The 19,676-nt window shown below is 55.2% G+C and carries 25 protein-coding genes and 3 pseudogenes; 16 read left to right on the top strand and 12 right to left on the bottom strand.

Going from position 1 to position 19,676, the window contains the following annotated elements; all coding sequences use genetic code 11:
- The first annotated feature begins 135 nt into the window (after nucleotides 1-135).
- A complete protein-coding gene (locus V5735_RS03600) occupies nucleotides 136-411 on the top strand; it encodes a DUF3892 domain-containing protein (protein WP_423745121.1) in 276 nt (91 codons plus the stop codon).
- 40 nt (nucleotides 412-451) lie between these two features.
- Here V5735_RS03600 and V5735_RS03595 read toward each other — a convergent pair whose 3' ends face one another.
- Both V5735_RS03595 and V5735_RS03590 read right to left on the bottom strand, forming a co-directional pair.
- Nucleotides 452-976 carry an immunoglobulin-like domain-containing protein gene (locus V5735_RS03595; RefSeq protein WP_423745120.1) on the bottom strand — a complete coding sequence of 175 codons (525 nt, stop codon included), beginning with the start codon at nucleotides 974-976 and terminating at the stop codon, nucleotides 452-454.
- 129 nt (nucleotides 977-1,105) lie between these two features.
- Nucleotides 1,106-1,312 carry a hypothetical protein gene (locus tag V5735_RS03590; RefSeq protein ID WP_423745119.1) on the bottom strand — a complete coding sequence of 69 codons (207 nt, stop codon included), beginning with the start codon at nucleotides 1,310-1,312 and terminating at the stop codon, nucleotides 1,106-1,108.
- 180 nt (nucleotides 1,313-1,492) lie between these two features.
- Between V5735_RS03590 and V5735_RS03585 the strand changes: the two genes are divergently transcribed.
- Nucleotides 1,493-2,296, top strand: a complete 804-nt coding sequence (locus V5735_RS03585; RefSeq protein WP_423745118.1) for a hypothetical protein — start codon at nucleotides 1,493-1,495, stop codon at nucleotides 2,294-2,296.
- On the opposite strand, the gene V5735_RS03580 is transcribed toward V5735_RS03585, so the two are convergent.
- Nucleotides 2,289-2,567 (bottom strand): hypothetical protein, encoded by a 279-nt coding sequence (locus tag V5735_RS03580; protein WP_423745117.1) that lies wholly within the window; start codon nucleotides 2,565-2,567, stop codon nucleotides 2,289-2,291. The two genes, V5735_RS03585 and V5735_RS03580, sit on opposite strands and share 8 nt — an antisense overlap.
- Before the next feature lie 309 nt (nucleotides 2,568-2,876).
- Nucleotides 2,877-3,254 carry a DNA adenine methylase gene (locus V5735_RS03575; protein ID WP_423745116.1) on the bottom strand — a complete coding sequence of 126 codons (378 nt, stop codon included), beginning with the start codon at nucleotides 3,252-3,254 and terminating at the stop codon, nucleotides 2,877-2,879.
- Nucleotides 3,255-3,378: 124 nt separating this feature from the next.
- On the opposite strand from V5735_RS03575, the gene V5735_RS03570 reads away from it, so the two are divergent.
- Entirely contained in the window at nucleotides 3,379-4,572 is a 1,194-nt protein-coding gene (locus tag V5735_RS03570) for a DUF6498-containing protein (protein ID WP_423745115.1), read from the top strand.
- Nucleotides 4,573-4,945: 373 nt separating this feature from the next.
- Nucleotides 4,946-5,368 (top strand): annotated as a pseudogene (locus tag V5735_RS03565) (SDR family NAD(P)-dependent oxidoreductase); the annotation flags it as partial.
- 193 nt (nucleotides 5,369-5,561) lie between these two features.
- On the opposite strand, the pseudogene V5735_RS03560 reads toward V5735_RS03565, so the two are convergent.
- Nucleotides 5,562-5,648, bottom strand: a pseudogene (locus tag V5735_RS03560) (IS6 family transposase); the annotation flags it as partial.
- Nucleotides 5,649-5,942: 294 nt separating this feature from the next.
- Here V5735_RS03560 and V5735_RS03555 point away from each other — a divergent pair.
- Nucleotides 5,943-7,007, top strand: a complete 1,065-nt coding sequence (locus V5735_RS03555; protein WP_423745114.1) for a hypothetical protein — start codon at nucleotides 5,943-5,945, stop codon at nucleotides 7,005-7,007.
- Between the two features lie 544 nt (nucleotides 7,008-7,551).
- Here the strand turns inward: V5735_RS03555 and V5735_RS03550 are convergent.
- From V5735_RS03550 to V5735_RS03540, 3 genes are all read right to left on the bottom strand, one after another.
- A complete protein-coding gene (locus V5735_RS03550; RefSeq protein WP_423745113.1) occupies nucleotides 7,552-8,193 on the bottom strand; it encodes a DNA adenine methylase in 642 nt (213 codons plus the stop codon).
- Nucleotides 8,194-8,348: 155 nt separating this feature from the next.
- Nucleotides 8,349-8,558, bottom strand: a complete 210-nt coding sequence (locus tag V5735_RS03545) for a hypothetical protein (protein WP_423745112.1) — start codon at nucleotides 8,556-8,558, stop codon at nucleotides 8,349-8,351.
- Nucleotides 8,559-8,673: 115 nt separating this feature from the next.
- Nucleotides 8,674-8,916 (bottom strand): hypothetical protein, encoded by a 243-nt coding sequence (locus V5735_RS03540; protein ID WP_423745111.1) that lies wholly within the window; start codon nucleotides 8,914-8,916, stop codon nucleotides 8,674-8,676.
- 414 nt (nucleotides 8,917-9,330) lie between these two features.
- Between V5735_RS03540 and V5735_RS03535 the strand changes: the two genes are divergently transcribed.
- The 3 genes from V5735_RS03535 to V5735_RS03525 all read left to right on the top strand — a co-directional run bounded on the left by V5735_RS03535 (nucleotide 9,331) and on the right by V5735_RS03525 (nucleotide 10,936).
- Nucleotides 9,331-9,549 carry a toxin-antitoxin system TumE family protein gene (locus tag V5735_RS03535; protein WP_423745110.1) on the top strand — a complete coding sequence of 73 codons (219 nt, stop codon included), beginning with the start codon at nucleotides 9,331-9,333 and terminating at the stop codon, nucleotides 9,547-9,549.
- A 22-nt stretch (nucleotides 9,550-9,571) separates the two neighbouring features.
- Entirely contained in the window at nucleotides 9,572-9,976 is a 405-nt protein-coding gene (locus V5735_RS03530) for a hypothetical protein (protein WP_423745109.1), read from the top strand.
- 306 nt (nucleotides 9,977-10,282) lie between these two features.
- A complete protein-coding gene (locus V5735_RS03525) occupies nucleotides 10,283-10,936 on the top strand; it encodes an FkbM family methyltransferase (RefSeq protein WP_423745108.1) in 654 nt (217 codons plus the stop codon).
- 82 nt (nucleotides 10,937-11,018) lie between these two features.
- Here the strand turns inward: V5735_RS03525 and V5735_RS03520 are convergent.
- The 4 genes and pseudogenes from V5735_RS03520 to V5735_RS03505 all read right to left on the bottom strand — a co-directional run.
- A pseudogene (locus tag V5735_RS03520) lies at nucleotides 11,019-11,252 on the bottom strand (hypothetical protein); the annotation flags it as partial.
- 212 nt (nucleotides 11,253-11,464) lie between these two features.
- On the bottom strand, nucleotides 11,465-12,346 hold the full coding sequence (locus tag V5735_RS03515; protein WP_423745107.1) for a hypothetical protein: 882 nt from the start codon (nucleotides 12,344-12,346) through the stop codon (nucleotides 11,465-11,467).
- Between the two features lie 3 nt (nucleotides 12,347-12,349).
- A complete protein-coding gene (locus tag V5735_RS03510) occupies nucleotides 12,350-12,844 on the bottom strand; it encodes a hypothetical protein (protein ID WP_423745106.1) in 495 nt (164 codons plus the stop codon).
- A complete protein-coding gene (locus V5735_RS03505) occupies nucleotides 12,841-13,053 on the bottom strand; it encodes a hypothetical protein (RefSeq protein ID WP_423745105.1) in 213 nt (70 codons plus the stop codon). Before V5735_RS03505 ends, V5735_RS03510 begins: the two co-directional genes overlap by 4 nt.
- Nucleotides 13,054-13,217: 164 nt before the next feature.
- Here V5735_RS03505 and V5735_RS03500 point away from each other — a divergent pair, with 164 nt between their 5' ends.
- The 8 genes from V5735_RS03500 (at nucleotide 13,218) to V5735_RS03465 (ending at nucleotide 19,676) form a co-directional block, all read left to right on the top strand.
- Entirely contained in the window at nucleotides 13,218-13,487 is a 270-nt protein-coding gene (locus V5735_RS03500) for a hypothetical protein (protein WP_423745104.1), read from the top strand.
- Between the two features lie 17 nt (nucleotides 13,488-13,504).
- Nucleotides 13,505-13,951 (top strand): hypothetical protein, encoded by a 447-nt coding sequence (locus V5735_RS03495; RefSeq protein ID WP_423745103.1) that lies wholly within the window; start codon nucleotides 13,505-13,507, stop codon nucleotides 13,949-13,951.
- Nucleotides 13,952-14,030: 79 nt separating this feature from the next.
- Complete coding sequence (locus tag V5735_RS03490) at nucleotides 14,031-14,384, top strand: hypothetical protein (RefSeq protein ID WP_423745102.1); 354 nt, start codon at nucleotides 14,031-14,033, stop codon at nucleotides 14,382-14,384.
- A 3-nt stretch (nucleotides 14,385-14,387) separates the two neighbouring features.
- Complete coding sequence (locus V5735_RS03485; protein WP_423745101.1) at nucleotides 14,388-15,008, top strand: hypothetical protein; 621 nt, start codon at nucleotides 14,388-14,390, stop codon at nucleotides 15,006-15,008.
- A complete protein-coding gene (locus tag V5735_RS03480; RefSeq protein WP_423745100.1) occupies nucleotides 15,009-15,644 on the top strand; it encodes a hypothetical protein in 636 nt (211 codons plus the stop codon).
- The gene (locus tag V5735_RS03475; RefSeq protein WP_423745099.1) at nucleotides 15,644-15,796 is read left to right on the top strand and encodes a hypothetical protein; all 153 of its coding nucleotides are present in this window, start codon (nucleotides 15,644-15,646) and stop codon (nucleotides 15,794-15,796) included. Before V5735_RS03480 ends, V5735_RS03475 begins: the two co-directional genes overlap by 1 nt.
- Nucleotides 15,796-19,494, top strand: coding sequence for a hypothetical protein (locus V5735_RS03470; RefSeq protein WP_423745098.1), 3,699 nt, complete (start codon nucleotides 15,796-15,798; stop codon nucleotides 19,492-19,494). The genes V5735_RS03475 and V5735_RS03470 overlap by 1 nt, the downstream gene beginning before the upstream one ends.
- Nucleotides 19,491-19,676 (top strand): hypothetical protein, encoded by a 186-nt coding sequence (locus V5735_RS03465; protein ID WP_423745097.1) that lies wholly within the window; start codon nucleotides 19,491-19,493, stop codon nucleotides 19,674-19,676. The genes V5735_RS03470 and V5735_RS03465 overlap by 4 nt, the downstream gene beginning before the upstream one ends.

Here is a 19,676-nt window from a genome sequence, read left to right as displayed (position 1 = left end):
AGTGCAGAGAAACCCTGCTCGACTGAACGTGCAGATCGAACTGTGGTGTTAGGACTGCACGCCCAGATTTTAGAGAGATTTGATTTTAATCTTGAAATAGCAAATAGTTAAGGTGTTTGAGAACCAGATAGAGATATGGCTCGAGAAGTCACATGCGTAACGAAAGACACGGGTTCATCCTATGATGACTGCCGCTGCATCAAGCGAATTGGATACAAGATTGGAAGTTCCAGCTACTCAGGTACGCCTTCAAAAATCCACGATGATATCAACAACGGGAAATCATACTACGTGACCAATAATGGGACCCGGACGGACCTCATCGCTGCCAAACACGGGTTGACAAAGTACGTCCGTACAGAACCTAATGATACTCCCAACGACAACCTGCTGAAGCAGCCCAGCTGCTGATCAGTAGACAGTCTAATTTTGCACATCGAAGTCGGAGTTCTCACTTGGACGATTTGATACGGAAGTTGACTGCGAAATACGGATCTGTCTCAAGCAATACGAGTCGATACAATCCGGGGGTGAGGTCGTATTTGACGATCTCACTTTGCGTTTCGAGTGCCGAGCGCCTCAGCGTGACGTCTTCGGTGAGGGAGTCACCGGGTTTGAGGACGGTCAAGCACAAAAGGAAGGCATCACTTGTAGTCCAAATTACTTCGCGCCAGCGACCATCGTTTCGCTGTTGAAGCGTCCACGGATTCTGGCAACCAAGCGAAACCTCGCTCGTACCAGTATTTGTAACGGTGAACTCGATTGTCTCACCGAGTGTAACTGGCTTTTCCGGCCCTGAAAGCTGTAATTGATCGTGCTCGTACGTGATTGGCTCCTCGAATTCGAGCGTCTCCTCATACTGCTCGGTAAGGGGTTGGGCGTTTTTGCTACGCCCTAGTGCTGTACAACCACCGAGTGAGGCGGCAGCGGCCCCGCAAAGGTGGAGGAGTGCACGCCGGGACCATTGCCGATCCATTTCGTTCCCGTCTATTTCGTTTCTCGCTATAAGTTTTCGGGATAGAGGGAATCTACCTACTAAATTTGCACGACGATCAGCGTACGGTTCGAATCACCGTCGGACTCGTCGAGGACGTCGAAGACCTCCTCACTCGGGATGACTTGACCGCCAAGCAGGCTCGTCGGTCGCCACGACGTCCTGCAGCAACCACGACGCGTAGCAGACGGGAACCAGAACCAACACGAACGCCAGCGGCGTCGTCGTGTACTGGAACACGCTCCAGAACGAACCAACCAGCCCGACGCAGAACAACACTCCAATTGACGGCCAGAGTGAGTTTTCGCGTCCACTCACGGTTCTGAGGGAGTCCGCGACCGCGACCATGAGCAGTCCAACGAACGCGCCGTCGAGGGCGGAGAAGCCCCTGCTCGACTGAACGTGCAGATCGAACTGTGGTGTTAGGACTGCACGCCCAGATTTTAGAGAGCATACAACCAGGCATATAAGCGTGATCCCTCCAAAGTGGAGATAAATATGGAGGTTAATGTTTTTATATCAGCAGTCTCGGGAATATTGTCGGTGCCGTATTTTAGCAACATAGCTGCTACGTTCAAGATATTTTGGCCGATTCGCTCGGGGACATATACAAAAAAGCGGATTGCTGATACAGTGGACCCGGTCGTGGTTCAAGGAGATGTGACTGTCAACTCGCCCCCAGAAGAATCTAAAAGACTATTCCCGAACTATAACTCAGAAGTTGGTGCATACCTCTGGCGAATCTCATATGACGAAGCCATGTATACGATAGATACAAAAAATAGGACAATAACACCGGCTAAAGCAGGTTATGAGTCCGGAATTGAATTTGGAGATTTCTCGGTTACCAATAGGGAAGGGATCGTAAAGATCGATCCAGCGTGGCTCATTAGTACGCATAATACGATTCTATTGTCCGAGACCACCATCTCAACAATACCGAGAACCATCAGTTTCTCGCCCAGTATGTGGTCGTCGCCATATATCCATCTAACAAGCACTGAGACCATACATCCGCTTGAAGAAGTTATAGATCTGATCGGTTCAAAAGACGCCGGAGAGGCTGATCAGCACTACGTTGAATCGAAGCCGATCGAGAACGGGACAACACTCACGGTCTATGGGAACGTCCGCATCGAGGACGGAGCACCGATAATACACGGAACCGATGCGGTACCTCTAGCGATCACGGATCGAGGGGCAACAGAATTTCGTCACTATCTCACAAGACGACTAATAAAAAACGGCGTCGTTGCGTCACTACTTATCATTGTATTTGTATTCAACTGGTTTATCATCTGATGTTCACGAACCTGCCGAACTGCTTTCCGACTGTGTAGAAGAGTTGACCGACGATCTGTTGCGGATCGGTGGCGTCGATGTCGTAGCGCTCCGTGTTCAAGGTCGCGTTCGGTTTCTTCACGTCCAACTCCGGTGCGCGTCTAAGGACTACATTGGATCCTAACTTCCCATGAACTCTTGAACGACTTTCACGTTCTACCTCCTCGGTATCGTCCTCTGGAACCTCGCTGCGATCATTATCGTCACCTGAGCTACTGCCAGAGTTCCTCATTGGGGTTCTTTCATTTGCTTCTGTACCGCATTGAGGTCCTTGATAAGTTGATATCCGACGATGAAGATTACAAAGCACACGAGGCCAGCAATCCAGGATAGTAACTTGTCTGGATTAGTCGCAATGACCAATATTGCGAAACCGGTTCCGAGAACACCGACAAACACAAAAACGTGCCCGACAAGCCGCATAATCGTATGGTTCATCTGAATCGTATCAACTCATCTGTTTCTCTTGTAACGTATATGCGTGAGGATTCTCCGCGTGGTAATTTCGAGCTACACTGGAGAATTGTATTTCCGGATTATTTTACTCCACGTCCATCACCAGCCGCTCCCTCGTCTTCTTCGCACTCCCTGATTTCCCGTTCCCCATAAAGTTAGACTCACCTCGCCCAATCACTCGAAACTCTTCCAACCCGGCGGGCAACTCCGAGTACGACACGATCCACTTCCCCTCCAACTCCCGCAGCGCCTCGATGAACGCCGAATGGTCGATTTCGCTCACCGGATAGTACGACTCTTTCCCGATATAGGGCGGATCGCAGTAGAACACCGTCTCCTCGCCATCGTACTTCTCGAGTACTGCCTGCCAATCGAGATTCTCCAGTACGACGTCGTCGAATCGAGCTCCGAATTCCTCCAACCGCTCGATCTTGTTCTCGTAGCTCTTCGCCCGACTCGACACCTTGCTTGTCCCGAAGCCACTCGAACTATCGTACGACCCAATCTGTACTCCATAGCAGTGTTAATTAACTATCGAAAATAATTCATAATGGATGGAGGACAAACTACAAACGTGGCGGCGCACGGTGTCTGGAGTAGTTCTAGCCAATGCCCTCCCGCTCGTCGGAATCGTCCTGTTCGATTGGAGCCTCGCACAGCTCCTGATCGTCTACTGGGTCGAGATTACGGTCGGAGCGCTCCGCCGGACACTGGAGGCGACGTTCGCAGGCCAGCGCGGTGCGGCGGCAGATTGGGCGGCCGCTGACTCGCGATGGGGATGGCGGTCGCCGTTCCGCTCGCTCCGGGAGAAGCGCGGTAGTTTTCGGCTCCACTCGGCACTGCCGCCGACTTATCCACGGTCGTTCCCCCGCGTGTTCCACCTCGGACGAGTAGTTCTCGGGCTATCGCTCTTCAGCGGTGGCGTGCTCTGGTTCGTGGTCGTCGGGAGCGGCATGTTCGTTGAGAGTCTCCTCGTTGCAGGCGCGACGACACTCGCCCGCGAGGGCACGACGCTCGCGGACCATGTCCGCTCGCGTGATTACCAAGAACTCGTCCCCCATTCGATTCTCACCCCGCGATCAATCCTCGGGGTCGTCGTGTTCGCAGTAATCGTCATCTGGGGTGCCGCGCTCGGTCCGTCGCCAACCGAGAGCACAGGATTCCTCTTCGTGCTCGTCTACCTCGCCCGCGTCGGGTTCGACGTGTACGGCATAGTCGGACGAAGTGAGCGGTTCGACCCACTCGACCCAATCGAGGCCGACTTCGAGGCCGCAGACGACGAGAAGTGGGCACCGGTCGCCGTTCCCGAAGGGAACCCGACGGACGTGTTCTATACGAACCGCCGTGTGCTGTGGATCAGCGCGGTCGCTGACGGGTTCCTCGGGATGCTGAATCCTCGGCGCTTCGCCGCAGCGGGAGTCATCGCCTTTCTCGGGTACGTTATCTCCGGGATGGCGTGGGCAGTCCTCGGTGCGAGCGCAGTCGTGGTGGCCTTCGTTGCATACAGACTCGTGGAGAGAGACCTTCGGTGGGGGCATCTGGAGTACCGAGTGTACGAGGACAGCGTCATCGGTTATGACTGCCTGCTAGACAAGCCACAGTGGCGTGTCGAACGTGGACGGATAGACGCAACGGACCGATCCGGACTGTTCGCCCGCTTCTTGGGCGTTTCCTCGGTTTCGCTGAAGCAGTGCGGCGACGGTGAGACCCGTACACTGCGGTTCCTCGACATCGCCGATGCGCCGGTTTCGGAGTTTGGGCGACGGCCTGCTGGTGTCTGATACTGTGGGATAGAGGAAGAAATATCGACAGGATCTCCTGAAGTGGTTTCGCGTAGCGACTCCCGCTCACCTCAATATGAACACAACCAGTCCTAATTCGTGTTTACTATCGCTTCGAAAACCTCGGCGATCACACTACCCAAAATGCATCATGTAGACCCCAACTACGCCTTCTGTAGCCGCTTATACAGATGATACACCACACCCATCCCACACGTCACACCGACCAGCAGCGGCAACGCACGCGTCGGCTCGCCAATCAGAGACGCCGAAGTCCATCCGAATCCGCACACCGATGATCTACAACATCCCACTTAAACCAACTTGTATATTAGCATAGGACTCAGGCCAACAGACGAACTTCGTTCATAGTATGGAAGCGTCAACACAATCGAACTGGACTACAAGGAACATGCCCGACCAATCCGGCCGTACGGTCATCGTTACGGGGGCTAACAGCGGGCATGGGTTTGAAGCGACCAAAGCATTCGCGCGGGAGGGTGCGAACGTCGTCATGGCGTGCCGAAGCCTCGACCGTGCAACCCGTGCACGGCGAGAAATCGAGTCGATGGTCACTGACGCATCGCTGACGGTGCTCGAACTCGACCTCGGAAGCCAAGCATTCATCCGACAGTTCGTTACCGATTTCGAGTCCAAATTCGACCGCCTCGACGTACTCCTCAACAACGCTGGGATTATGATGACGCCGTATTCGACGACTGAAGACGGATTCGAACGACAGCTCGGCGTCAACCACCTCGGACACTTTGCACTCACTGGACTCCTCCTCGATTATATCGTTGAGACCGACGGAGAGACCCGTGTTGTCACGCAGAGCAGTATCACCCACAAGTCCGGGTCTGGCGAAATCCACTTCGACGACCTCAATGGAAAACACACCATAGAGGCGGGGGCACTGTCTAATTTAGCTCTTCCTCGACGGGTGTTCATAGAAATCTCTGATTTCTGGTTGGCACGCAAGACAGTGGTCTTGCGAACGTTGCCGTCCGCTCACGCTCCCAACATTCGAGCGTAGCCGTCTCTAAACTCTTTTTGAGCAGGTTTGAGAGTAGCATCAATCACTAGCTCTTCGACCTGCTCGTCCTTATCTAGACAGTGCCAATGACTCTGTCTGGTTGTAGATCTTCTCAGAAGATCCCTCAGAAGTGTATTCGTTACTTTCATCGCAGTTGCGTTCAGCTTGGTTTCCTCTTTTGCCTGATACTGCTCCCGGATACATATTCCTGAGCCGAGAACGTCATCATAATATGATTAGTTCTAATGATAATTGGGACATCAATTCCGGAGTATAAATGTTACTAATATATTCAATAAGAAAATAATAAATAGGATAAAGATAATATGCGAATGTGGCTAAGAAAAAATCGGAATCGGAGTCGTACAGCGATTACCAGAAGCGTCTAAGCGATCAGATTGGTGATGGTGGCGGATGTGCCGAAGCATGGGAAGCTGCCGAAAAAACCCGAAATACTGGAAGTGTTGGTCGTCGAAGATATATGGTTGGAATGGCAGGTGCTCTCCTATTTGGAGCAAACGCAGTAGACGCTGCGTCAGCTAAGCGAAAAAATTCCGAGGACATCGAAGAGCAGGTTCGGAACACCAAAGTCCAAAAATTGAAAGGAGAAAAAAAGCATGCTGCAGTTCAGTCAGCGCTTTCAGATACAGAGATACTCAGAAGAGAGCTCAATAAGTACGGTTTCCAGAAAACGGATGTTCAATCGGCTACTGTAACCAAGTCTACCTATGAACGTAAGAGTCACTTAGTGGTGAAAATTCCCTTTGAACCTGCAAATCCGTCGGAAACAAGTGACAACTCTAACGTTAGACGATCTAGTAGTATTATTTGGGATAGCCGAGATACAGGCATTACTCAGGGGAATATCGAAACCCGTGAAATAGCGAAAGAGTCTGAAATTTCGGATGACGTCAGTAAATTGATCGAAAAGTCAGATATGGACCTTTCTAATAGAGAAACAGTTCCTGTCCAGCTTACTAATACCATCATTAGTCCAGACCCTGATTCGAGTGGAAGTGTTTCAACGAAAACTCACTCTCGCGTAGTTCCAGTAGCAAAACAGCCAAAATCCTCTGCAGCTCAAGCTGCAGTACAAGCTGACGGAGATGTTACCACTAATGCATTAATTGACTGCGTCTGTACTGCTGGTCTCGGAACTAATCCAGTTACTGCTTGTGCCCCTTGCGGAACTATAGACAATGCCTGTGTCACACAAATTATTGCAACCTTCGGGCCATCAATCGCCGTTTGTGGAGGTTGTCTTGCTGGTGGGATCCCGGTTGTCCCGTTGAGTGTTACAGCATGTGCAAGTTGTATAATGGGTATTTTCCAGAATATAGCAAAGGAAACAATAGGTAACCTTTGTTGTTGGTGTAATTTCGGAGGAGACTGGATATAGTTCCTTTGATTGAATAGGATTTTTCACACCATCATATATATGGATGGTTGAGGCCTCTAATCAATTCCTGCTATAAACTCCCCCATATATTATAATTAGATATTATAATAATTATAAACCTCCTGTATATAGATGCCAGACTAGATCCACCAAGAACAATACCCGAAGTTCAAAGTGTGTTTTTTGCCATTCATATCTTATTCGTAGTAATAAAAAGTTAGGTGGATATAAGAAGTATTTTGATGCCGTATCACGGTTAGCTATGCATGAATTGGATCTTGATTGCCGTTTTCGGATTACTAGTTGTTGGTCTCCTCATTGCATCATACTACACACGGGAAGAAAATTGGGATTCATATCAGATCATAGGTGAAGGAATCATACTTGTCGGGGCAATCATCGGATTGTTTTTTGATGATCTGATACCCCATCAGCCAAATAATTTTCCTTGGGTAGAGGTGATTAGCCTAGTAATCATATCTATCGGTCTATATATTACTTGGTTCTGGGGTACTCGGCGAAGATGAACCGGACCAATCGCCCCTTAGAATGCCCTCGTTGTAACCGAGAGACACCACGTGAAGAAGAGTTCTGTGTTTGGTGCGGGCAAGCAGTGGAGCTCAGTGCTATCGAAACGATAGAAAACGATCAGTGAGGAGTACGAGCCGCCGTACTTCTCGAACACCTCCTGCCAGTCGAGGTTCTCCAGCACGACGTCGTCGAACCGAGCTCCGAACTTCTCCAACCGCTCGATCTTGTTCGCGTAGCTCTTCGCCCGACTCGACACCTTGCTCGTCCCGAAGCCACTCGAACTATCGTACGCTCCACCCCACCGCGAGTAGCGCAGGTAGAAGAACTGCCCAGCACGAACGATTTCGTCGCCGGGTCGATAGCCACCGTAGAAGGCGTCGGCCCACTTCGAGTGAACTGCCCGCGAGTACGGAACCGTCTCCAGCCACTCGACCAGCTCGTCCGCGCGGTCGCGCAGCACTTCGAAGAAGTGCACGAGATCGCCGTCGCGATCGTTGTACACTTCGACGGTACTCACGTTCGGGTCCTTGTTCACCAAGACGCCAGCTGCACCGCCGAAGACCTCGACGAAGCACGTGTGTTCTGGAACGTAGTCGAGGATCCACGTGGCGAGCCGCGACTTCCCACCGGGGTACGGAAACACTGCCTCAACCACGGAGAACCACCGCCGAGCCGCACATCGTTCGAACTTCGCTACTCCCTTCTTCCGGGTGCTGTCGTTTCATCCCACTCCTCGAGCGAGCCGTAGTCTACTTCAAGGGTTTTCGATAGCGCGCTGAAAGTGAAAGTAGTTTGTCTGTCTTCGATTCGTTACACGTCGAGTACAAGTCGTTCCCGTGGAATCTCCTCGTGCGTCTTCGAATCGTAGACTTCCCAGAACTCCGGGTCGACGTCAAGCTGCTGTGCACAGGCTCGGCACCAGAGGTGATTGTTCGTCGGTTCCCAGGTGGTGTGTCCGTTCGGACAGCGATAGCGCCACTTCTGGGACTGCTTTGCGATCTTCACTTTTGCAACTGGCATGCAGGTGGTCATACCACACATCTGGTAATGAACTATTCTCGATAGTACGGTGAAAGTGAAAATGATTCTTAAGCGTAGCGGGCCATCGTGAATATAATTTTGAACTTCAAGCAGATTAGTCAGAAATTCCAATAGACCAGCTCGTTTGAACTTCAACAGGCAATTCTTCCGTGTGAAGCACCTCCGCAATCTCTTCCGCTGTTACACTCCCTTGCTTCTCGGCTTTCTCCATCAACTCGACGAACGCACCGTTGGGAACCGCCGCCGTGTCACCTCGCATCTGGAGATAGAACTCCGCTGCACGGTCGAGCGCCTTGCTCTTCGTCTTCTCACCGGTCGCCTCGAGGAGATACTTCATCCGTCGTTCCCGCGTGTCGGTCATTCGGAGACGCATATTTTTGCACACGTCCCCCTGAAACCTAGTTTTATCGGGTAACTGGAACGGTGACCGTTTATAAAGAACCTCGAAAACCGCCCGATCCGTCTCATCGAATCGAGTTCGCTCCGGTCGCGACCAGCCGGTTTTGCACACGGCAGTCCGAGTAAACGTGTGCAATTTCGCGAATCCGTTTGTCGCGTTCTACATCCCCCAGAAGCTACGCCGAACCGGCGTTCACAAGTCAGAGTACAACCGAAATGATGAAACTATGACTTATGGGCATCTCCCCATAGTCTTTTGGTGGTGGGACACGTCCCATAGAATAGGGATGGCAGACGTTGAGACGGTTATTGATGATACAGTCAAAGAAGATGGCTACGTCACCCATATCGGGTGCGAAAAACAACCAAAGACAAATACCCGTGCGGATGGGACTACACGCTTCACTTCGGAACGCTCGAAGGGGAAACGGTCCTGCGCTACGACAACGCGCACGAACGAACGCACGGACATGACCGACATACAAGGGACGACGTGGAAGAAATCAAGTTTCCCGGCATGTCGGTACTACTCCGACGATTCCGGAAGGAACGGCGAGAACTGAAAGACTGACTACCCACCAACCCACAAAATCATGACTACAGAAGAACGAACGCTCCGGATTCGCGTTGCAGATACAGAACAGGCACTTGACGAAGTTCAGTCGGCGGTTGAGGCGCTCGAACGCGGCGAAGAGGTCGAGAGTCGCCACACGCTGACGTTCGAAAACGAGGCGGACTTAGCGCGGCTGGTGTCGGAAACGAACCTCGAACTACTCCGTGCGATTTCGGAACACGAACCGAAGAGCATCCGGCAGGCGGCAAAGCTGGTGAACCGAGACTACCGGGACGTTCACCGGAACCTCTCGGAACTGGAAACGCTGAACGTCATCGAATTCGAGCAGGAGGGGCAGGGAAAGAAGCCGGTCATGCGCTACGACGGGATTGAAATAGACATCGACATGCCCGGAACGGGAAAGCGCGGGAACGCTCCTGCCTAATACACGACTAAGTGGCGGTCACTTTTTTGCTCGAAAATTGGACATTCGGAACCGCCAATTTCCATAGTTTCTCGAAGCGCCGCGAGAACCTGCAAACTATTCCGCAAACCTGGCTCGATATCGTCCCGATCTGCGCGAGCCCGCAGATGGACGTCGGCGATTCTCGACGAACCGAGTTGAAAATCTAAAATTTCGAGTGGTCCCTTTCCCGCCCACAAAATCGACTGGAAAGACTAGCTGACTGTCTGGTATAATATATATGGATAGGAAGCACTATCATTTCTCATACCAGTGAATACTCAAATCATGGGAAACGCACTGCTCTCGGCCATCCGACCAGCGTACAACCGCGTTCGGAAACTCGCCCCTCGAAAAATCCAATCCATGAACGGAGTCGCGGTTCCGCGCCTGCGCGTCACCGACCTCGAAACCGACCATATCGCGGACTGGAAGGACGGTACGGTATCGCTCACGCGGCGCGCGGTCAACCCAACCGATACCGTCGTTGATGTCGGCGGCGGCTGGGGCGTCTGTACGACGTGGGCGGCGCGTCAGTCCGTCACGGGCACCGTCCACACTTACGAAGCGGACCCACGAAAACACGAGATACTGCGCGAGACGGTGCGGCTCAACGGCGTCGCAGACCGCGTTGAATCGCACGAAACGTTTGTCACCCCGTCGATGGACCTCCCCGCGTGTGACGTGCTGGTCATGGATTGTGAGGGCGCGGAGTACGATATCTTGCGCTCACTTGAGGAGAGTTACCGGCCGCGCGAAGTGGTTGTTGAGACGCACGGTATCTATGATGCACCAACGGACGACACCAAATCACTCCTCTCGGCATTGGGTTACGAAATCGTGGACGAGCAAAAAGCCTCTCCATACGGCGACGTGTCCGAAGATAATCGAGTGATTTGGGGACGACGCAGATCGACGACTGGGACCGATTCGAGCGATTAGCCTGTCAATCACCGCGTGCGTCCCCATCTTCCCGTCTCAAATCAGGGTTAACGCCAAAGAAAACAGCCTGCACCGGACTCAATTAGCCGAATATCGCCGAAATCGCTATTTTCGCTTGCTCCGTTCCACGATGCTTTCCGCCGCCGTGCCACGTCAGAAGCGGGAGCTTCGAAGAGTGGAGCATCTTCGAGTCCAGGACTCGAAGTCCCACCCCGTGTTTCTTGTAGACCGCAAACACATAGTAGCCGTCGTGGCGCCGTAGTTTTCGATGATATTTTTTGTAGACCTTGAACGTCCCCGGCTGGCCGTTCGCGTGATACCGAGCGCACGCCTTGATCGTAGCTGTTGCCCTCTGACCGACGGCATCACACGTACCGTCTACTGAACAAGCCATTGGGAGCTCAGCGTTGAGAGTCCGGCAATCTCCGAAAAATCGAATGAAATCGGGTCGACGAGATGAAAATTGGTCTCACAACCAGACCGGGCTTGCGCGCGCTCGCCCGCGTGCAGAGCGCGAGCGCGCGTATATCATGACTTTCCCTCACCCGTGGAGGGTGGGGTGTCTGTCCCCTCAAGGTCTGCGAGTGTTGCTGGGTCAGCTTCGCGACCCAATGCCGACCGAACTTGGTCTGCCTGCTGATCGCTGAGGTCGGGGAAGTCGTATTTGAGCAACGATTTCGAGTAGTACGCCCGATTCTGGAACTCATTCACTTCGACGTATTCGTCGAGTATATCCTCGACAACGATTTTGCTGACGACATCTTGGGGAGTCAGTTCGCCGTCGCTGTCGTCGTCTTCTTGCTGGAGACGCCTGCGTTTCCGCTCTTTGTCGATTTCGTCGAAGCGCTCCCAAAGACGTGTTCCTTCGAGCGAAGGGAACGTGTCGATGAGCGCGTGGTCGGGCCACTGCATTCCGTCGAGGTTTCGATACTTCTCGTCGAGTTGACGACGGTTGTATCCTTTCAGCGTTCCTCGACTTGGCACGCGAATCGCGTTCTTCGCACGGCGCTTTCGCAGTTGTCGGGGGATGTCGTCCCAGTCCTGATACCCGAGAAAGATGACGTAGTTCTCCGTCCGAATGTCGAGGAGACTCTTCTCGACGTCCTTCTGATCGGGCATCATCACGTCCTTATTGTAGAGGATGTGGGCCGCGTCCATGACGCCGATAGGGTCGCCGGGGTCAGAGCTCAGCAACTTCTGTTTGAACGCGTCGCGGTCGTCGAACACAACGTAATCGAGGACAGTCTCCGGAGTTGGGTCGTTGCCACGAATTAGTTCGTAGAGCCAGATTGACTGGAGAATGAGGGTGCTCTTCCCCGCACCCTCTTCGCCGACGAAGGGAATGAGACGGTCCCAGTCGCGCTGAACGTGTTCGTGTAGTTTCTCAAGAAATCGCTTGTAGCGTTCCATCTGTTACTCCTCGAACATCGAGCGCGCTTGCTCTTCGTCCGGGTCAAGAGTCGATTCGGTGACGGTGCGCCCTGCTTGCAGGTACCCGATCTCCCAGCCTGCTTTCCGGATGTCTTTGACGAGCTGGTAGAGCCAGTCGGGACACTCCTTTTGCAGTTTGATGCTCTGGAATCGGTCGAGGATGCCATCGCCGCCGTCGTAGCTCTTCGTCCACCGGTCCAAAATCTCACGGTATACGTCGTCTTCGTCCGTGTCGGAAGCTCCAGCATTCGCTTCGAGTTCTGGGAGGAGTTTGATGGTGGCTCCGTGGATGCGACTTCGGGCTTGTGCGGCCTCGCGCTGGCGGATACGCTCGTTTTCGAGATGGAGACTATGAATGTACGCGTACGCGTCGATGGCATCGTCGATTGCGGCGGCGACTCGGTTGCTAACTGACTGGTAGTCGGAGTACCCTTCCCATCGTTGTGTGGAGGCGTCCTCGAGGCTGTTCGAACTCATTCGTCCTTGGGTCGCACGACGTATCTGTCGCGGTAGATCTCGATCACGACCTCCGTCCCAGTGGCCTCGGCGGCTCGAGGGAAGCCGATGATGTCACAGGCTTCTGTGGCGACGTTGACATTCACACTCCCACCGCCTGTGACAGTGAGATTACGAGTTAGTTCGAGGAGCGGTTCGTCTTCGGGGGTAGTCTGTTCCCGGTGTGCCATGACTTTCTCTCCAACGGTTCGACTTGACATATATTATTTCAGGAATTCTAGATACATAACTACTGTGTTGGTTACGTAGATAATTCAATAAACGTCTCAATATTCCAGACAATTCTTATTCATATCCAACTTGAATGGGCACTTAATCAGGAGGTGAACACTACATGGACAAACTACTCGCGCTTTACCACGGCGTACTCACGCGAATGCACGACGATAACCGCGCCCAGTCAGGAGGGAACTTGGTTTCTCTTATCATCGGGATTGCGGTCGCGGTCATCGTCGGTGTCGGGGTGGCAATTCCGATCACGAACGACGTGATCAGCAGCTCGAACGTGACGGGTCTTACCGCGACAATTATCGGGTTTATCCCGGTGATGCTCGGCGTCCTCATCTTCGTAGCGACTGTCGGGCCGATTATGGCACGCACCTAATGTCCATCTTTTAATACATGGCATCGGGATCTGCGAAAGTCGTCATCACGCTGTCCGTCTTCGCGGCAGTTGGACTCATCTTGCTCTCGCCGGTCAACTCGACCGTCACGAACAACACCGGGTCACAAGCAGTCGTAAATGAGACTCATGCGGTCGGTTTCAACGAAAGTATCGACCTCCGGGGCTACAACATCGACCCTGCCAGCGAGACGGTCTTCGGCTACAACGACACGTCCGGAAGCTACGAAGTTGCACCTGCGTCCGACTACACGCTTACTGATGGGTCGGGCACGCTCGACCTGAAAAGTTCGAGCACGCTCTTCGATGAGGGCGAGGACGTGAAGGTCAGCTACGACTACCAAGCCAGCGACGACCTGACAACGCTCGTCGTTGGGTATATCCCGGTCGGGATGGGGATTCTGATATTCTTCGGAATCTCCCGCGCCGTGGGAGGGATGGTCTGATGACCGCCCTCGAGCTCGACGCCATCGACACAATTCTCCTTCTGTTGTCGTACACGGAACAGCCAGAGGTGTCAAATTAATGTTATTCAAAGTCGTTGCCGGTCTGGTCGTGCTTGGTCTCGCAGTCTGGCTCATCGGCCAGAGTATGCGCTACAAGGGCGTCGCCATGATCGGCGCGGCCATCGTCATCATCGCGGGAAGCGCCATCGCACTGACGGGCGTCGAAATCCGGACAGGCGAAACGCGGTCCTATTCATACCGAGATTTCAACGGCACTGCGGTCCGGGAGAACGCCACCGTCAGCTACGACTACCGCACCAGAACGCTCGCACAGATACTGAACATCGGTGTCCTCGGCAGTCTCGGCCTCGGTGGCCTCGTCATGCTGTTGGGTGCCGTGCTCATGAGCCAAACCCTCGCAGAAGACCTCTAAAACATGCAAGCACAACCACACAAGCCGACCGGAAACGACAGCGAACCCCGCGACGACCTCGATGTCGCGTACTCCATCATCCGGAGTTCGGAGTACAGCGATCTCCTTGAACAGATCAACCTCGGCACCGGCTACTACGACGACGAGGACATTGCGATGCAGATGCGGAGCGTCCGCAAAGGTCTCGTGACCGACATCGCATTCAGCGAGACGCTCCGGAAGCGAGCGATTCAGGAGACGAAGGTCAAACTCGCCGACGAAGGGTTCAGTTTCTACAACGAGCGAGAAGACAAAGCGGAGGTGTGGCGACCGCTCAAGGACCGAGACATCGACGAGCGGGGCCGCACCACGGCGCTGTTCGAACGTGGTAATGAGATTTGGAACAAACTCGCGGACTCGCGCTACTCGTTAAGCATCAAGCAGGCGGCGGCAATCGACGACAAAACGAGCCTCGACCCGTTCAAGCCAATTTTCAACCATCTGGCCGCGGCCTATCACGAAACGACGAAATCGAAGGGCGGACGCACGCAGGACAACTACTTCGGCCGCGTTCGGCGCAACGAGATCGAGGGCGACACCGAGACGGACACCAGTGCGTTCCTCGGGCGTGGGAGGGGGAACTAAATGGTGTCCGCATCGCTTATCGTCACCCTCCTGCTCAGCATGCTTGGCATCGCTGGTGCGGGGGTCGCGTACTGGTACTACGAGGAACACCGCGAAGAACGCGAAGCGGAGTTCGACGAACTCGCCGAAGAGTTCGAGGAGGGCGACCCCATCGACTTCTCACCGCCCGATGTGTCCACGTCGCCACTGGACTATCTGAAGGTTGCTCGCCACCTCCAGCGCGGTCACCGGCTCGCCAAGAAAGGGTTCGTGAAGTGGTATCGACTGGACTCGACGATGACGAGTCCGCAGTGGGTCAAACCCGTACAGGACGGATCGGGCCTACCGAAAGTGACCGTCGACGGCCAACCATACTACTTCCCGCGCAAGGCGATGGTCTCCGACGCCCCAACCGGCGCGTGGGTCGCGCTCCACCGCGAGGGAGAAGCTGACCCGATAAATCTCCGCGATCCGGCGTATCCCGGTATCGAGGTCGACCTCGTTGAGCGCACTATCAACCTCGAAGCCGAGGACCAGCCGCCGGGATTCTTCGATAACCTCTTCGGCGGGATGAGTCAGACGACGCTGATGTACGTGTTGCTCGCCGTGACGTTCGTCATCTACGCTGGTTATCGGATGATGGCAGGTGGGATGTGATGCCGGGCTTCGGTCTCGAACTCATCGAACGCGAAGGACATCGCAAGCGCACGGTGATGACCGCGAGTGATTACGACGAACTCGCTAAGATGCTCGCCGAGCGGACGGGCGGGCGTGTTGAAGACGTCTACACGGACGGAGGTGACGACTGATGCCGATGCCGAATGTCCGAGGTGGCGGCGGTGGGAGTCCAAGTGACGAGAAAAGGCAGGCCAAAAAGGAAGCCACGCGGCATCGCGATGCGCGCGAGCAAAATGACGAACCAAGTCGAGCGGAACGAGCGGCCAAGAGTGGTGCCGAGAAAGCCAGGAGGGCCACAGAGCAAGCGGTGGAAACGGCGTCCTCGAAGGCGCGCAACACCGCGAAATCGGCCGCGGAGTCAATCGAAGCCGACGTCGGCGTTGATAAGAGCTCGAAGTCACGCAACAAGAAGTTCGTCGAAGAAGTCCAGAAAACCGCACAGATGGCACCACCGACGGATCACACGCTGGAGACGATGGATCAGTCGGGAGCGGTGACGGAGATGGCGCGCACAAGCGCGTTCGACGGGCGACTCGAAGCACCCGGCGGAATCGATTACGGCGGCGATGACAGCGTGCGTGACGTTCCAGACTCGGGTAACTCGTCGTCACCAGACGACAACGACTCGTCATCAGGCGAGTCCTCCGGTAGCCCACCGAATCGACTCGAAGCACCGGGTGGTCCCGACTATAGCGGCGATGACAGTGTTCGTCAAATAGATGAGCAAGGCCCGACGTCGGGGAACGATTCTGGCGACGGAATGGACAGTCCGACCGGGATTGAAGACGGCGTGTCGTCGGACCCACTCTCCGGATTGGAGGACGATGCGGATCGGCGGAACGACCTCGGTGCGAGCGATGCCGTTGGTGGTTTACAAGACCGGCTTAGGAACAGCAACCCGGATTTGTACGAATCACACGACCTCTGGTCGATCGAGTACAACGAGGCAGACAACGCGGTCGAACTGAACATCGACCAGCAGGGCTACCGCCAACAGCAAGCGCGCGAACTCGAAGACGAAATCATCAGCTCGAGTGATGCGGGCCTCAACGAAGACGACGTATGGATTAGCGAAGAGGACGGAAAATTCGTCGCACACTATACGAAATCGGGGAAACGCAAGATCGCTACCCAGCGAATCAAGGAGAAAACCGGAGCCGAATCTGTCGAAGTGACCACTGCAGCGGATGGCTCGCTGCAGTACACCCCCGTCTTCGGCGACCAGCCGGACGAAATCAAGACGCCCGACGGTGACTATACGCTCACAAGTGGAGATAGCGGGAGCCTCGATGTCGATTCGGATGCGTTCAAAGCAAATTACATAGAAAGCGAGTACGAGCGCACCCATCCCGGTCAGGACGTCACCGTAGACATCAACGACGATGGGACCGCAACAGTCCGGCCCGAGGTCTCACGCGAAGAGCGCCGCCAACAAATCGAAGAGTCGGTTACGACAAAAGGCGAATTCGTCGAAGGCTCGAACCTCCGACTCCGTGGAGGACTCGGCGAAAGTGATGTCAAAGTCGTTGACGAAAATCCCGACAGACTTGCGGCACCCGGCGCGAAGTCATCCGCAACCCGAAAACGTCCTGAGGAAGACCTTGGCTACAAGGTCGAATACACCGATGAAAAGGTTCGAGAACAAAAACGAAACCTCCAGGAATACGTTGGCGAGAGCGCGAACGTCTCTATCAACGAGAACGGTACCCTGACCGTAACGGAAACGGAACCGAAGAAACCCAAAAAAGAGCAATTCGGCGACATCGACTGGTCGTTCGGCCTCGGCGGCCCCGAAGACGAAGTTGAAAGCGCGCTCGACGACGCCAGCCACGCAATCTCGAAAGCGACCAGCGACGTGGCAAACGCCGCGTTTAATCCAAAGGGAGTCGCCGGGCAGTCCGCTGGCGAAGAAATTCTCCGAGCAATTGGCCGTGACGACCTCGGCCGCCAGTACGAGGAAACGCTCCGAAGCTTCGGGAAAGGCACCACGAAAGGCGCAGGGGCACTCGCAAATGTCCCCGCGCTGGCGAAGGGCGGGATGGAAGGAGCGGAACTCGTGGGCTACGGTGCCAATGAGACGTTCGAAGGTCGAGGTGGAGAATTTAAAGACAAATCGGTTGAACGCGGTGGAGCGATCGTCGATAACGCCGTCGAACAGGCCACATCGAACCCCGCCGAGACCACGGGCCTTCTCGTGGGTAGTCTCGCGGGGTCGTACGGCGCGATGTCAACTGCGGCGGAGATCGGACCGCGGGCGGGCCTACTCACCCGGATGAGCATCCAGCCGGGCGAGGAACTCGCCGGACGCGCTGGCTACGCGGCGACGAAAGCGGCACGCGGGACGAGGGCGGCGGAGCGCTACTTCCCGAACGGTGAACCGCTACTAATGTCGGAGGAGGCGGCGATTAGCGGCGGGAAGCGCGTTGCGGGCGCGGTCAAGTCGAAGGCGGCTCGTGCGATGGAGTTGGCTCGGTCGGGCGAACTCCCGGCAACGCCGTACCAGAACGAGCTGTACAACACGTTTCGCGCGGGCGGTGCTCGTGGCGAACTCGAATTCGACGCCGCGACCGGAGAAGCCCGCGCGTCGGAATCGACTGTTGTGGGCGCGACGAGCGAACCGCTCGGGAGCGACACGAGCGGTATCCTCGATGCGACGACGGACGTCGGTCAAGGGACGCGACGGGCAGGATTCGAGACGGAGAGCGCGACCGAAACCGCGAACGCTGATGTCGAGACAGAGGTGGCAACGTCGGTCGAGAGTGACACGAAGAGCGAGGGCGTCTCGGACTCGTTGAAGCGCATTGCGGGCGAAACCCAAGCGCGAAGTGAACTATCACAAGCGATGCAGGAGTTCGGCGTGAACGTCCGGGAGTTCGCGGCGAGCGAGCGCGGGCAGGCGAGTCTTCTCGGCGGCGAACGTCGAGGTGTCCGGCCCGAGGCAGAGGTCGGAGGCGAGATTCAGGACGACCGTGTGACCCCGAACCTCTACCAGCAGGCGGTGGATCGGCAGGTAAAGGCGGAGTACGACCTGCTGGGGGGTGGCGACTACGAGGGCGTTCGGCGACCGTTCGAGGCGGAAACAGAAGCGGAAACAGATCGCGGGGCACGACGTCGCCGCGAGCGCGCCCAAGAAAGCGAAGTTACGACGGAAGCGGAGACGGAGCTAACGGGTCGCCGGAGGGAACTGTCGTTAACCCAACCGCAGACGCCATCGGAGACGCAGGCACAACGCGAGCAGTTCTCGCAAATGCTCGGGAGCGGGCAGATTGACCTCGGTCTCGTCCGGGAGTTTGTTGGTACTGACACGGCCAGCAACATGCGGACGGACATGGGAGTCGATCTCCTGTCGGAGACCGAGACGGACACCAAGACCGAAGTTGACACGGAGAGTGCGAGCGAGCCATTCTGGGAACGAGAGCAACGCAACGACTTCCCCGGCATCGAACCGGAGCAGGAATTCGAAATCGAGACCGAGACGGAGACAGAATTCGAGGTCGAGGGCGAACCGCAGCGGCCGTGGAAGTCTGACCAGCGGGGTCGGCGGGGCTTCTCGTTCGGCGACGGCGGTGGGTCGAATGGTGGCGAGCGTGGGCTGGGCGCAGGATGGTTCAACGAGTTCGTGACGGCATTTGGAACGGGTGCCGGACCGCGCGAAGTGGCGACCGACTTCGAGGCAGGTGCCGTCGAACTGACCGAGCAGCGCCAGACGAAAGCGCAAGCAAAGGGCGGAGAAGGAATTGAAGCGGCGGAGGCAATGTTCTCGTTCGACGGGTTCGACGTCGGCGTAATCGGAGACGGAGAGGGCAACGAGGATGGTGGGTTCTTGTGAATCCAGTCCGGTTCTGGTTCGCGGTGTTCGCAGTGCTCGGACTCGTGATTGTCGCTCCGGCGTGGATGTACTGGACTGGCGAACCGCTGCAGGGCTTACCGGTTCACATCCGCTTTATGGTGTCGCTGATGCTTCCAATGACGATTCTGCTCACGCTTGCGAGTTGGCTCCAATCCGGGTGA

The sequence above is a fragment of the Haladaptatus sp. SPP-AMP-3 genome (assembly GCF_049568665.1).
Taxonomy (GTDB): Archaea; Halobacteriota; Halobacteria; order Halobacteriales; family Haladaptataceae; genus Haladaptatus; species Haladaptatus paucihalophilus.
Note: the sequence above shows the minus strand (reverse complement) of the source record. Positions and strands in the feature narration are given on the sequence as shown.

Bases quoted from the DNA above. Each gene is read 5' to 3' on its own strand.
- V5735_RS03545 (WP_423745112.1), bottom strand. From the start codon at position 8,558: ATGCCAGTTGCAAAAGTGAAGATCGCAAAGCAGTCCCAGAAGTGGCGC.
- V5735_RS03600 (WP_423745121.1), top strand. From the start codon at position 136: ATGGCTCGAGAAGTCACATGCGTAACGAAAGACACGGGTTCATCCTAT.
- V5735_RS03495 (WP_423745103.1), top strand. From the start codon at position 13,505: ATGGCATCGGGATCTGCGAAAGTCGTCATCACGCTGTCCGTCTTCGCG.
- V5735_RS03480 (WP_423745100.1), top strand. From the start codon at position 15,009: ATGGTGTCCGCATCGCTTATCGTCACCCTCCTGCTCAGCATGCTTGGC.
- V5735_RS03530 (WP_423745109.1), top strand. From the start codon at position 9,572: ATGACTACAGAAGAACGAACGCTCCGGATTCGCGTTGCAGATACAGAA.
- V5735_RS03510 (WP_423745106.1), bottom strand. From the start codon at position 12,844: ATGAGTTCGAACAGCCTCGAGGACGCCTCCACACAACGATGGGAAGGG.
- V5735_RS03585 (WP_423745118.1), top strand. From the start codon at position 1,493: ATGGAGGTTAATGTTTTTATATCAGCAGTCTCGGGAATATTGTCGGTG.
- V5735_RS03500 (WP_423745104.1), top strand. From the start codon at position 13,218: ATGGACAAACTACTCGCGCTTTACCACGGCGTACTCACGCGAATGCAC.
- V5735_RS03515 (WP_423745107.1), bottom strand. From the start codon at position 12,346: ATGGAACGCTACAAGCGATTTCTTGAGAAACTACACGAACACGTTCAG.
- V5735_RS03505 (WP_423745105.1), bottom strand. From the start codon at position 13,053: ATGGCACACCGGGAACAGACTACCCCCGAAGACGAACCGCTCCTCGAA.
- V5735_RS03475 (WP_423745099.1), top strand. From the start codon at position 15,644: ATGCCGGGCTTCGGTCTCGAACTCATCGAACGCGAAGGACATCGCAAG.
- V5735_RS03525 (WP_423745108.1), top strand. From the start codon at position 10,283: ATGGGAAACGCACTGCTCTCGGCCATCCGACCAGCGTACAACCGCGTT.
- V5735_RS03580 (WP_423745117.1), bottom strand. From the start codon at position 2,567: ATGAGGAACTCTGGCAGTAGCTCAGGTGACGATAATGATCGCAGCGAG.
- V5735_RS03595 (WP_423745120.1), bottom strand. From the start codon at position 976: ATGGATCGGCAATGGTCCCGGCGTGCACTCCTCCACCTTTGCGGGGCC.
- V5735_RS03470 (WP_423745098.1), top strand. From the start codon at position 15,796: ATGCCGATGCCGAATGTCCGAGGTGGCGGCGGTGGGAGTCCAAGTGAC.
- V5735_RS03490 (WP_423745102.1), top strand. From the start codon at position 14,031: ATGTTATTCAAAGTCGTTGCCGGTCTGGTCGTGCTTGGTCTCGCAGTC.
- V5735_RS03485 (WP_423745101.1), top strand. From the start codon at position 14,388: ATGCAAGCACAACCACACAAGCCGACCGGAAACGACAGCGAACCCCGC.
- V5735_RS03540 (WP_423745111.1), bottom strand. From the start codon at position 8,916: ATGAAGTATCTCCTCGAGGCGACCGGTGAGAAGACGAAGAGCAAGGCG.